5 protein-coding genes are annotated in these 13974 nt (G+C 47.5%); 3 read left to right on the top strand and 2 right to left on the bottom strand.

The genetic code is table 11. The features are described 5' to 3' along the window. Positions 1–46 precede the first annotated feature (46 nt). Positions 47–5317, top strand: a complete 5271-nt coding sequence (cobN, locus tag MSMTP_RS16225) for a cobaltochelatase subunit CobN (protein WP_231582829.1) — start codon at positions 47–49, stop codon at positions 5315–5317. A 332-nt stretch (positions 5318–5649) separates the two neighbouring features. Beyond that, complete coding sequence (locus MSMTP_RS16220; protein ID WP_231582828.1) at positions 5650–10107, top strand: cobaltochelatase subunit CobN; 4458 nt, start codon at positions 5650–5652, stop codon at positions 10105–10107. Positions 10108–10250: 143 nt separating this feature from the next. On the opposite strand, the gene tsaA is transcribed toward MSMTP_RS16220, so the two are convergent. Both tsaA and MSMTP_RS16210 read right to left on the bottom strand, forming a co-directional pair. Further along, positions 10251–10667: a tRNA (N6-threonylcarbamoyladenosine(37)-N6)-methyltransferase TrmO gene (gene tsaA, locus MSMTP_RS16215; protein WP_082090773.1), complete on the bottom strand. Its 417-nt coding sequence runs from the start codon at positions 10665–10667 to the stop codon at positions 10251–10253. Between the two features lie 32 nt (positions 10668–10699). After that, positions 10700–11281, bottom strand: coding sequence for an FmdE family protein (locus MSMTP_RS16210; RefSeq protein WP_048181601.1), 582 nt, complete (start codon positions 11279–11281; stop codon positions 10700–10702). 1802 nt (positions 11282–13083) lie between these two features. Between MSMTP_RS16210 and MSMTP_RS16205 the strand changes: the two genes are divergently transcribed. Continuing rightward, complete coding sequence (locus MSMTP_RS16205) at positions 13084–13872, top strand: winged helix-turn-helix domain-containing protein (protein ID WP_048181598.1); 789 nt, start codon at positions 13084–13086, stop codon at positions 13870–13872. Positions 13873–13974 lie beyond the last annotated feature (102 nt).

Here is a 13974-nt window from a genome sequence, read left to right as displayed (position 1 = left end):
CCCCTTATCAGGGCTTACATAATTTTATTTTTTATGAGGAGATACAATGGAAAGAATTCGGACTGATAAATTAAAAAACCCTGTAAAATACGCTAAAATTTTTGGATTGATACTTTTACTGCTCTTTATGCTGGTCTCTGCTTGCCCTGCAGCTGGAAGTGAAGGAGTTAAGTATGAACTAGTGGCGAATACTACCAGTGACGAGAATGGATATTATTCTTTTGAATATATTCCAAACGGTGAATATGAATTACTTGCCGCTACTTACGCTCAATATAAGAGTACGGATACCTGGTTATGGTACAGTGGCTCTGGAAATCTTGCAGTTTTAAATGGTACTGATCTCTCTAATCAAAATATCACTATAAGTTCCGATGACCTCGTTCCTCATGATAAAGTTCTGGGCTTTCTTGACCGCTCAATTGTTAGTGGGTATGCCAAACCTAAAATGGGCTCTGCCAAACCGTATGTTGATGTTGTGCTGATAAGTTCTGATGAAGAGTTCGTAGCTAATACTACCAGTGACGAGAATGGATACTACTCTTTTGAAGATATCCCAAACGGTGAATATGAATTACTTGCCGCTACTTACACTCAATATAAGAGTACGGATACCTGGTTATGGTACAGTGGCTCTGAAAGTCTCGCAGTTTCAAATGGTACTGATCTCTCTAATCAAAATATCACTATAAGTTCCGATGACCTCGTTCCACATGGTAAAGTTCTGGGCTTTCTTGACCGCTCAATTGTTAGTGGGTATGCCAAACCTAAAATGGGTTCTGCCAAACCGTATGTTGATGTTGTGTTGATAAGTTCTGATGAAGAGTTTGTAGCTAATACTACCAGTGACGAGAATGGATACTACTCTTTTGAAGATATCCCAAACGGTGAATATGAATTACTTGCCGCTACTTACGCTCAATATAAGAGTACGGATACCTGGTTATGGTACAGTGGCTCTGGAAATCTTGCAGTTTCAATTGGTACTGATCTCTCTAATCAAAATATCACTATAAGTTCCGATGACCTCGTTCCTCATGATAAAGTTCTGGGCTTTCTTGACCGCTCAATTGTTAGTGGGTATGCCAAACCTAAAATGGGCTCTGCCAAACCTTATGTTGATGTCGTGCTCTTAAAAGAAAAGTATACGAACCTATCAAACAGCCCTCACCTAAACGTTTCAATCATCACCGGATACAGGTATGACTACCAGCTTGAGACTGCGGTAAACAGGCTCAATAGCAACAGTGACCTGAACCTTACAGTGAGCTATTTTACGCCGAATAACCTGGAAAACCATACTGAGGTCGATTTCGGTAGTATGGATATCATTTACATCAACATGTTTACCCAGGATGCGGAACTGCTTCGGGACGATATTGATGAGGCAATTGCAAACGGAGCTGTGGTCATTGGTCAGACTACTACCCTTTCTGATAATCCTGAACCGATCCCTTCAAAATTTGATGACGAAGCCGAGCTGAAGGCTTTTCTCCAGAGCTATTGGTCAAACATACCTGCAGATGACCAAAACCTGGACTACATGATTTTTTACCTCGCAAGCGAGTACTATGGCAGGAATGACCTCGAGATAGAGGCTCCGATAGGTCCTCCTAAAAGAGCTATCTATCACCCTGACTTCGTTAACGGTTCAGACCTTTATTTTGCCGAAAGCTATGAGGAATACCTGGACTGGTATGCAAACCGGGAGGACGGAGGGTACCGTTATAATGCAGGTGCTCCCACCGTAGGCATGGCTTTCTATGCTTCTTACTACCCTAACAGGGTGGAACCTTTCGAAACCCTTATTCGGGAATTTGAATCCAGGGGTGTCAACGTTATCACTTTCTATGGTGATTCTTCCAACCTGTGTGATCCTTTCATCAGGAACGAGACCGAGACGTACGTGGACGCTCTCATCTCCTTTACGTACCGCGGAAACTACTTCGATACCGAAGGGCTGGACATCCCCCTTATCAACGGAGTCCTGAACGGGTACCTGAATTCTACGGAATGGAACGAAAGCAGCAGCCCTCTCCCGGCTGACAGCATGATGAGGATCTACAGGCCGGAGTGGTATGGGTTTATTGACCCGATCATGATTTCCACCTCCGAGATTCACCCTGAAACCGAGGAGGAAATCTACGTTCCGATCCAGGGGCAGGTTGACTGGCTCGTAAACCGCACCCTTGCCCAGGTTGAGCTTTCCCCTGAAAGGACCCCTGAAGCCGAAAAGAAGGTTGCAATCATCTATTACAACCACGGCTGCGGAAAGGACGGGATCGGGGCTTCCTACCTTGACGTTGCGCCCAGTATCAGCAAGCTCCTTGAAGGAATGGCTGATGCGGGTTATGCCGTGGATTCCGGCAGTATCCCGAACGGAAGCGAACTTACGGACCTTATCCTGGTGCAGGGCACGAATATCGGGACCTGGGCTCCGGGAGAACTTGACCGGATGGTTGAGAACGGGGACGTTGCCCTGATACCCAATTCTACTTACAGTGAATGGTTCGAAGCCCTGCCGGAAGCACGGCAACAGGAGGTCATTTCCCGGTGGGGCAGGGCTCCCGGGGATATCATGGTCTGGGAATCAGGGGGCGAAAAGTACCTGGTAATCCCGAAGATCGAAGTCGGAGATGGGGTTATCCTTGCTCCCCAGCCTACCAGGGGCTGGCTGCAGGATAACGATGCCCTCTACCATTCCAAGGACCTGCCTCCACACCACCAGTACATTGCCTTCTATCTCTGGCTCCAGAAAGAATACGGGGCAGATGCCATGGTGAATATGGGCAGGCACGGGACCGTGGAATGGCTTCCCGGCAAACAGTTCTGTCTTTCCAGTGAAGACTGGCCTGCCCTGATGAACGGGGACATCCCGGTTATCTATCCCTATGTCATGGACGGGCTCGGGGAAGGCGTCCAGGCCAAACGCAGAGGCAATGCCGTTGTCATCGACCACCTCATCCCTCCTGTCCTTGAAGCCGGGCTTTACGGGGAATACGCGGAGCTTGACGGAGCCATCCTCGACTATACGAATGCCGTGGACATGGGCATGGACGAAGAACTCGTGGTGATGCATAAGGCCGAGATCCTGAACCTTACAGAGGAACTCGGGCTTGACAGCCAGTTGAACATGAGCCTTGCCGAAGATAAACTGACTTTTGAGGATATTTTCCTGGACGAGCTTGGCGACCTGCTGGAAGAACTCAAGAGTACTTCCATGCCCTACGGCCTGCATGTGCTCGGAACCTCTCCCGAAGGAGCCGAACTCGCGGGCATGGTAAACTCGATGCTCGGAGAACCTTTCGAAGAACATGTAGAGTTTTGCTTTGACCCGGCTCTTTCCGGCTGCAACAATTCCGATGAAGCCGAATTTGCCCTTCTCGAATCTGTCCTGCTCTACGGCAATAGTTCCGCAGAAGCCCAGGCCAATGTGCTCGGCTGCAGCGAGAACGCAACCCTGACCGCAGACCTTGCCACGGCTGAAGAGTACGCTGTCCTGCTTGCAGAGGGTAAGAACGAAATCAACCAGGTCTTAAAAGCCCTGGACGGCAGGTTCATCGAACCTAATGCCGGGGGAGACCCTGTAAGGGACTCGGATACCCTGCCTTCGGGCCGGAACTTCTACTCCTTTGACCCCGAGGAACTCCCCTCCGAAGAAGCCTGGATAATCGGGACTGAGATGGCTGATGAGATGCTCAGGCAGTACCGGGAAAGCCACAACGGTAGCTATCCGGAAAAGGTCGCCTATGTCCTCTGGGCCGGGGAAACCACCCGTAACGAGGGTGTCATGGAGTCCCAGATCCTTTACCTCCTCGGGGTAAAGCCGAACTTCGAGGACGAGGACGATGACTTTGACAGCTACGATGACTTGGTCTTTATCCCGGACGAAGAACTCGGAAGGCCGCGCATCGATGTTATGGTTCAGATCTCCGGATTGTACAGAGACACTTACCCGAACAACATCCGCCTGATCGATTATGCTGTGAGAACGGTTTGCGACGAGTCCGAGTATCCCGGAACAGCAGAAAACCCCAACTACGTCCTTGAAAACACGAAATCTCTTGCTGCCGTACTGAATGAGACCCTACAAAATGATTCACTTTCCTGGCAGGTTGCAACCCTCAGGATTTTCGGGCCTGCGGACGGGGCATACGGCACAGGCATGAGTAACGCGGTTTCCGCGAGCAATACCTGGAACAATACCGAGGAACTTGCCGAACTTTACATCAGCAAGATGAGCAATGCCTACGGCGAATACATCTGGGGTGAAAGCCTTGCGGAGTTTACGGGCTGCGACGAGCTTGAAAACGAAGCCTTCTTTGAGGAAAACCTCAAGGACGTCGAGGTCACCCTGCACAGCAGGAGTTCGAATACTTACGGGGCTCTTGACACCGACGAGTTCTTCCAGTATCTGGGCGGCCTGAACCTTGCCGTGAAATATGCTTCCGGCGGGGAATACCCCGAATCTTTCATCTTCAACCTCCGGAACCCCGGGTGTGAAGCGGTAGAGACCCTAAGTTCCTTCCTTGAAAAAGAGCTGTATGCCAGGTACTTCAACCCCTCCTGGATCGAGGGGATGCAGCAAAACGGGTATGCAGGAGCCACCGAGATGTCAGACTTCCTTGAAAACCTCTGGGGCTGGGAAGCCCTGAACCCCGACCTTATCAGTGATGATGTCTGGAACCAGGTCTACCAGACCTATGTAGGAGATCCGGAACTCAGCGACTGGCTCAAGGATAACAATCCGTATGCCTATCAGTCCATAACTGGGCGCATGCTTGAGACTGCTCTCAAGGGTAACTGGGAAGCATCAGACGACGTCCTGAAAAGCCTTGCTTCGGAATACGCAGAATCCGTTGTAAATGACGGTGTCACCTGCTGCCACCATACTTGCGGAAACCCGCTCCTTAACGAATACGTAAATGGGCTGGTTTCCGTGCCCGGTTTCAGTGACGCGATCGAAGATGCAACAAAGCAGTCTCTTCAGGATGAAGATGAACACCACAGCAGCAGCGGGCACCAAACAAGCCTTGCAGAAAAACTCAACCCGCCGGAAGAAACTACCTCTTCGGGCGGAAACCAGACTATGGCAGCTGCGGACGCCGGGTATGGAGTCGATTCTCCCGAACCTGCACCCGAAGCCCCGAAATCTACTGCTGACCCGTATGTTGAAGGGTATGAGATGACAAGGGAGTCTGCTGAAAATGAAGATGAAGGAGGCATGTCCTTCTCGGGTGCCGACATTGTAGGAACCCTCTTTGTGCTGGTCGCAGCCGGTGGAATCTACCTGGGAATGCGGAAGAAGAAACTGTAATTCCGGGTGCATATAAGTTCAGTGGAATCCGGAAAGCGGCGTATTAGCAGTTTTATGCGCCGCTTACTCTCCTTTTTTATGGAGGGCCAAATACTACTCTTGAGATCTTGAGAGTTATGAGGGGTACCGGATAACACACCTTCAAAATATATTATTCTTAGTTATATTTACTTAAAAACCCTAAATTTAGAAATATAATGGATAAAAGGAGCCCGTGCCTCCGCTTCCACACACAGGTACGGGCTGCATACCATAGGTGTTTCGATATGCATAGAAATAGACGTGTCTATTCTCGAAAAAGCTTTTGTATAAAACTCTTAACCGCGGTGTTGATGTTGGCTTTGTTGACATCGGCAGCCGCAGCATCGGACAACACGATCAGCTTTGTGCTGGGGACGGACTATAATATGCAGGCACTTGAAGATGTGCTTGCAGGCGACGATATTGGAGTAAACGTGAGCGTTTATAACGCCACCGAGGCAAATGCCACGGACTTCAGTTCGGAAAAAGTGCTCTTTCTTGCTTCCCTTGACGAAGGGAACCTCACAAACATTAACAATACGCTGAACCAGAGTGCCCATGTCGTTTCTTACGGCCTTCCCGAAGCTTTTGACCTCGGGAACTCAAGCGACTCGAATATGACGGAGCTCTGGGAAGCTGGAGGGTACCACAACGTAAAAACACTCATACGTTACATGAATGACACCTTCTATGGAGGCGGTGTTCAGACCCCGGAAAAGCTTGAAGTTGCTTTTGTCTTTTCCAGGGAAAGTTCCATTCTTACAATGGATAAAGTAGCTCTGGACCCGGAGATTTCCGCCAGAATGAATATAAGCACGTACTTCGGGCGTTCCAATGAAGACCTGAGCTTCGATCTTAACGATAAGGACATTGTGTTAATGAGGGACCTGGATGCCCAGGTAATTGAAACGATATCTCCCACTGTCAATGCGGCAAAAGCCAACGGGGCTTATGTTATCAGTGTCGGAAACCTGATCCAGTCTTATGATTTGCACAATGTTAACCTCTCGGACCCCGATTACGCCGATATTAATGAGTATTTCATGTATGATTCGGAAGAAAACTTCAAGAGGCTCGCTACTTTCCTGGGTGTGAAGTTCGCAGACCGTTACGATGTTATCGGAGGACCTGTTTCACGTCCTTTATACGGAATTTATCACCCTGATGCTCCGGAAATCTATTCTTCATCCAGTGATTACCTTGACTGGTACATCACGGAAGGCTATGACCCTGCAAAGCCCACCGTAGGAATTATTTATTCTTCTTTCAAGTATGTCACTACGAGGGACGCTCCCCTCATTGAAGCTCTCGTGAACTCTTTTGAGGCTCAGGATTGCAACGCTGTTGTAGTTACTTATTCCTACAAGGACCCGGGCTCCAGGGACTACCTCATGCTCAACGGGGGCTGCCTCGTTGACAGTGTGATCGTGGTCTCGAGAGGTTCGCGCTTTAATTACGCAGACTCGGAGCAGGGTGTAGAGGACCTCAAGACCTGGAACGTAACGCCCCTGAACGGGATCAGGCTCTTTTACAGTATAAGTGCCGAGGAATGGGAAAACTCTCCCCACGGGGTCGGGCCTGAACAGACATACCAGCTTGCAGCTGCGGAAATGGACGGAATCATCGAGCCCGTCGTAATCGGCTGCAAAGACCCTGAGATAGGGGATTCCGCCTACTATCCCATCGATTACCAGATGGAGTGGCTCGTAAACAGGACAATTTCCTGGATGGAACTCCACCGCAAAGCCAACTCCGAAAAGAAAATCGTAATCCCCTATTACGCTGCCGAAGCCGGGAAAGCCGCAGTCGGGGCTGACATTGACTATTACTTGGACGCTCAGGCAAGCCTTGCAAACCTGCTCCCTGCAATGAGGGAAAGAGGCTACGACCTTGGAAACGGCAGCCTTCCCGATAGGGACGAACTTGCCGAAATCATGATGGATAGAGGGCACAATGTAGGGGTCTGGGCTCCGGGTGTACTTGATTCCATGGTTGAAAACGGCTCTGTCATCCTTATCCCTGAAGCCAGGTATCTTGAATGGTTCGAAGCCCTTCCCGAAGAGAAGCAGGCAGAGATGGAAGATATCTGGGGGCCTGCGCCCGGTGAGATAATGGTCTGGGAAAACGAGACCGGAAGATATCTTGTGATCCCGAATATCGAGTATGGGAACGTGCTGCTGACTCCCGACCCGATGTGGGGCTGGGACCAGGACGAGTCCGTAACCTACCATGACGGTTCCATTCCCCCAACCCACCACTGTCTGGCTTTCTACAAATACATGGGAGAAGAGTACGGTGCTGATGCCCTTTTCACGATTTTCACAAGCATCGAGATGATGCCAGGAAAAGAATCCGGGCTTTCCGCAAAGGACTGGGGGGCAATTCTTCTCCAGGACATGCCCATGGTTCATGTGCTTCCCATGGATGCCGAAGGAATCTTTGACCGGCGGCGGGCAAATATGCTGATTGTGGACTTCCTGACCCCAACCATCGTGCCTTCCGGGCTTTACGGGAACCTTTCGCTCCTCCAGCAGGATATCAGCATGTTCCACCAGGCGGCTGACCCTGCGGTCAAAGCCGGGTACAGGGAAATTATCCTGAACAGGACCCTGGAACTTGACCTGGACACGGATCTTGGAGTTAATCTGGAAAGCATTTCCGGAAATGAAATCGAGACAGATTCCTTTATAGAAGAACTGGATGACTACCTCAGTGAACTGAAGACCACTTTCATGCCCTTTGGTTCTCACACCCTGGGCGAGCCCCCCACCGGGGAAAGCCTGGTTGCAATGGTCGAGGCGATGCTCGGGGAGGATTTCAAAGCCCATGTGCAAGCCGTAAATTCCTCCGAAGGCTTGACAACGGCTCTCCTTAACGAGACAGTGCTCAACGGAAAGACGGCAGAAGAAGCCCAGGCCCTTGTGCTCGGCACGGTATCGGAAAACGTCAGTTCCGACCTTAACCTTTCTATCGAGTATACGGAAAATCTCAACGCCTGCACCATTGAGATCCCGCGGATTCTGGATGCTCTTGAAGGCAAGTACATCCCACCAGGGCCTGCGGGAGATCCTGTCCGGACCCCGGAAGCCCTTCCAACGGGAAGGAACCTGTGCACTTTTGACGACCGTTTGATCCCTACCGTGGCTGCATGGAATGTTGGGGTCAAGCTTGGGGATGAACTTCTTGCAAAACGCCTTGCTGAGAATGGGACTTATCCAGAAAAAGCCGCTTTCCTGCTCTGGTCTATCGAAACCACGAGGAACCATGGGACAATGGAATCCGAGATATTCTACCTCCTTGGGGTGGAACCTGATAGGGATAGCAAGGGAAGGGTAAAGGACGTAAAATTGATCAATTCAAGCGAACTCGGAAGACCCAGGATCGATGTTGTGGTCACGACTTCCGGGTCCTACAGGGACATGTACGCAAGCCGGCTCCTCTTGATCGATAAAGCGGTCAAACTAGCGGCAAACGCCAGCGATGATGAAATTTACCCGAACTACGTGAAGCAAAACACCGTGGCGATTAAGGCAGATCTGCTTGCTGCCGGATACGACCCTGAAACTGCCGAAGCACTTTCGGTTTCCCGTATTTTCTGCCCGCCGCCAGGTTCCTACACCCCGGGAATCGAGCACGCCATCTCAGGTGCGGACTGGGATAACAGGGATGAGGTTGCAGACCTCTATATCAACCGTATGGGGTATGTCTACGGTGAAGACATCTGGGGAGAACAGTACTCGGACGTATTCCGCCAGAACCTTGCAGACGTGGAAGTGGGAGTCTTTAGCCGGACGTCCAATGTCTACGGGACCCTGGAGCACCCCATGGTGGCAGCCTATTTCGGAGGGCTTTCAATGGCTGTTGAGAGGGTGAGTGGGGGTAGCCCTGACATGTACATCAATAACCTGCGCGAACCCGGGCAGGAAGGTGTGGAGAGCCTTCAGCATTTCCTGAGCAAGGACCTACGTTCCCGTTACATGAATCCCACCTGGATCGAAGGCATGATGCAGGACGGGTACGACGGGACCCGCTATATGAATGCCTTTATTGAGAACATGCGGGTCTGGGACGTTGCAACTCCGGACCTGATCACCGAGGATATGTGGAAAGAGGTCTATGAGACCTATTTCCAGGATCAGTATGATACGGGGGTTGCCGAACACCTGAAATCCACGAACCCCTACGCTTACCAGTCCATGGCGCTCAACCTTATAGAGTCCGCACGCAGAGGTGACTGGAATCCTTCTGAGGAGGTCCTTGAAGACCTTGCGCGGGAATATGCGGAGTCCGTGGTTGAAGAAGGAGCTTCCTGTTGCCACCATACCTGCGGGAACCCAATTCTCAACCAGTACGTTGCAGGGCTGGTCTCGGTGCCCGGCTTCAGTAAAGCGATTGAGGAAGTCACGAAGCAGCCCCTTGAGGAAATGAAACCCGATCATGACAGTGGCGGACACCAAACAAGCCTTGCCGAAAAACTTGGTGAAATTGAAGAAACCCGGCTGGAAGAGCCGGCGTCTTCGGGAAGCAGCAACCAGACCATCGTGGATGAAGATTCGGGATATGGCATTGATTCTCCGGAACCCGTGCCCAGAGCCCTTGAATCCACTCCTGATCCTGACTACGTCGAAGGGTATGAGATGACGAAGGAGTCTGCTGAAAGTGAGGCTGAAGGAGGTATGTCCTTCTCGGGTGCCGACATTGTAGGAACTCTCTTCGTAATGATCGCAGCAGGCGGAATTTACCTGGGAATGCGGAAGAAAAAGATGTAATAGATATGTAATAGATATGTAATAGAGACGTAAAGCTGTAATAGAAAAAAGCAGCTGAATAATTGCAAAATGTAATTAAAATTTGAAACGTAAAATTTGAAAAAAGGGATTTTTCCCTTTCTTCTTTTTTTAGCTTCTTTTTTTCAGTCCGATCCTTCTTCAATCTTTTTTATGTATGGCTTTATGTCCAGGACCGGGGTCCCGTTGATTGCGTCCAGGCCTTTTACGTGGAGCACGTTGCCTTCGACTTTCATGAGTTCGACGCGCGTGAGCCCTATTCCGTTAGGGCGGTGCGGGGTTCTGCAGGCAAAGACGCCTGAGATATTCCCGTCGTAGCGGCGGCGCTGAACAAGTTTGTAGTCTTTTGATTTGCTGAAGTGGAAGAGGATGTAGAGTTTTTCGAAGTCCTCTATCCGTTGGAGTCCATCTACCAGTTCTTCTTTCAGGATAATTTTCGAAACCGTCTGGTAGACTTTTTCATTGAAGACCGGTTCTAGATAATCGTTTTCAACGTAGCCTATGGGTTCCATTTCGATGGTTTCCGGGGGTTTTTCGTTCATTTCTTTGCCCTGCTTCATTTTCCTGCCCGGTCTCATTCTCCTGCTTCGGAACAGGAGATACAAACTATTTTCCCGTTTTTGACCCTGCCCAGGGGTTCCATGAAACCTTCTCCGCATTCGCTGCAGATGACTGTGGGGTAAACCCTGGCTTTCTGGGGGGGTTCGATTTTCACTTCTTTAATCCAGAAGATTTCTTCCTCGGGCCTTTCCAGGATACTCTGGCTTTTGGCTTCATGTGCTGCCCTGAACTCCTTTACTTCCTCGGGGCTTGCAGTCCCTGCCCTGAGTTTTGCAAAGAGAGCAGTGTGCCGATCGTCCTGGGGCAGAGCATCGGGTTTCAGGGAAATCCTCAGGGCTTTTTCGTCCCCCCTCTTGAAGAAGGTGTATACGTGCTTTCCGTTCTCCTTAAAGACAAGGTTCCCTTTCCCGCAGGTGCAGCCGTTGACAACCTGGATGGCGTCCACGGCACAGGACCTATTTTCCACAACTGCGACCAGTTCTTCGTCTTCGCTCCGGTCTTTGAAGCGCTCGGCAGCAAGCGTTGCTATCCTGTATCCGATTGCAATCCCTGGGCAAACGTGTCCGTGAAATTGTACAGCTGTTTCGAAGTCCAAGTTTTTAGCTCCTTTTCTAAATTGAATTCCTGATTTTTAATTCATAATTTTTGAATTCCAATTTTTGAATTCCAATTGTTAAATTCCAATTGTTAAATTCCTGATTTTTGAATTTTGAGTGATATGATGAATTTTTATGAAACTGTTCTCCGTATTTGTGGGTTATTATTTATAAACTTTGTATTTCAATCATATTACAAAAGATTGATCTCGTATTAATTTCCTCCCTTCTTACCTTTTGTGCAAACTAGCAGGTGACGGTTGTTCCTGTTTTCCCCTACTGAGATTTCTTTGGCTGGAAACCTTTTAGGGTGCTGGAATTTTTGTTGCCATACCCGGGCCGGTACACGTAACTTTTTAAAACAGGTCTTCTTTTGAAAATATATTGCTCACTTGAGGTTTCACTCATAAGCTTTATTTATGATTAGTTACTTTATAAAAATTGGACAATTTTAGCTGTATGTCCTGGGAGATTTTGACATAACAGCCGGGTCAGGGGTGTAACTCTTTCCAGATTATCTACTTTATGACACTGGACTTATTATTATTTGTAAAATAGATGCCCTGTTTAAATAAAAATATTCATTTCAAAACCAGTAGCAAAATCAAAATAAAAAAGAAGTCAATATATATTTCCGATAATTGCCAGATTAGTTAGATAGGGACCTTTTGTTCCCGTCCGCCGGTCCCTATCAATGATCCAACCCCATGAGATTGAGAGGAAACCCTTTAAAACTCTCAATCTGCATTGTTTCCTACGACTTTTGAATATATAACATAAACGACATAAAATATTTATCAATATTCAAATATTGGGTTTCCTTAAATTTTTGGACATATATTAAAATATTCGTAGCCATTAAATATTTTGTTGTTATTAAATATTTTATCGCCATCGTAATTTTTAAAGTCCCTTTAAGGTCCTCTATTTTTGTAGATTTTTTCTTTGTTTCCCCGTTTTTCTTCGTTTTTCCTGAAAAGAGTTTGTAAATACGTTTATTTTTTAAATAAAAACTTCTCTATTTAGTTCCTTTCTTTTCTTTTGCTGGGCGTCAAGGAGTCTGAACATCAGTAATGTTGTATATTTTCTTAAAAAAGTTCACAAATTTCTTAACCTGTTCGACATTTCAAAAAGATTATATAGTTTTAAGGTGGATATGGTTTGCAGGTACTTTCAAAAACTTTTGTGTAATGAATTCTTTTATTTTATAATAATTGGGAGCCTTTTGCCACCTCTGATCTGGCTCCCAACTGTGTGATTCAACCCCAGCGGCGTAAGAGAAAACCCCTTAACTCTTCAACCGCTAACTCTCTTTCTATGTTATGGGTGTATATAACCTAAACGATTTTAAAATTTTATCGGCATTAAATTATTTAGCGACCTTTAAATAAGTTCTCCCGACACTGATTCTCGATCATCTACTTGCATGTTTCGCGGTGTTTAAACAATTTTGTCTTCAAATACCCATGCAATTTTTTTCCATTCATCAGCTGTCCTGTTAAATCGTTTTGTTTAATCTTTTTTCTCCTTACTTTCAGATTTATCACATCTTTGCATAATGAATGGACTGAAATGTCTTATATTTCTTCAATTATATAACTCAGATTTGTTAAAATTCGCTCCTACTACCGGGCACATATGGTATAAAATAATTATGTATAGTGCGGGTGGCATGAAATATATTTATAAATGGAGCGTAAAATTCCTGGGTCTTTGGTCCAGGGGTAGTTCACAATAACGCTGTTCACGCCCGGATGAATACGTAAAATATTTATCAAGATACCTCTAATTACGCAGAGTAATGAAGAAAAAGCTTCTCGAACTGATTTTTCTCTCTGAGAAAAGAAAAAATCTTCTTCTTTTTTTGAAAGAGGGACCGAAAACCATTGAAGATATCAGGTCCGCTCTAGATGTCAGTTCAGTGGCAATTCTCCCTCAAATTAAAAAGTTAAGGGAAAGAAACCTGGTTCTCAAGGACGGCGATATCTACAGGCTGTCTCCTCTCGGGCGGTCCATAGCCGGAAGAATGAAGGATATGGTAGGTGTCCTGAGGGTTTTCGGGAACAACTACAATTACTGGTCAAGACATGCAATCGAATGCATACCTCTCCATCTCCTAAAAAGGATTGATGAGCTGGGAGAGTGCACATTCTCAGAACCTCCCGACAGAACTCATCTTTTTGAGCCTCATAGGGAGTTTGTGGAAAACATTTCCCGATCAAGCTGCTTATGGGGAACAGCTTCCATTTTTCATCCTCTCTATCCGATCCTTTTCCTCAATTTCGCAAAAAGCGGGATGAAGGTTTCAATCCTTGTAACGGACTCTGTCTTTGATAGAATCAGGGAGGAGTACCGGGCTGAGTTAAGTGCATTTATTGATATGGAAACCTCACACTTTTACGTCTGCAGGGAAAATCTGGAACTTTCCCATGTAGTGACTGACCGCTTCTTCTCCCTATCCCTTCCTTTCCACGACGGGACTTTTGACCACAAGGAAGATGTCCTGTGTTTCGGACCTTCCGCCCTCAACTGGGGAAAAGAGCTTTTTGCTTACTACCGGGACAGGTCTGAAGAAATAACTGAGATCTGACCTGTTCAACTTCCAATTAATTCTTTCCTGTTTTTTTGTTTTTTTTGGACTACCTGGTCTGATCTGATTTGATCTTATTAAATCTGGTCTGCTCTATTTCTG

The sequence above is a fragment of the Methanosarcina sp. MTP4 genome (assembly GCF_000970045.1).
In the GTDB taxonomy this organism is placed as follows: Archaea; Halobacteriota; Methanosarcinia; order Methanosarcinales; family Methanosarcinaceae; genus MTP4.
The sequence above is the reverse complement of the archived record's forward strand: the minus strand, read 5'-3'. Positions and strand labels throughout refer to the sequence as shown.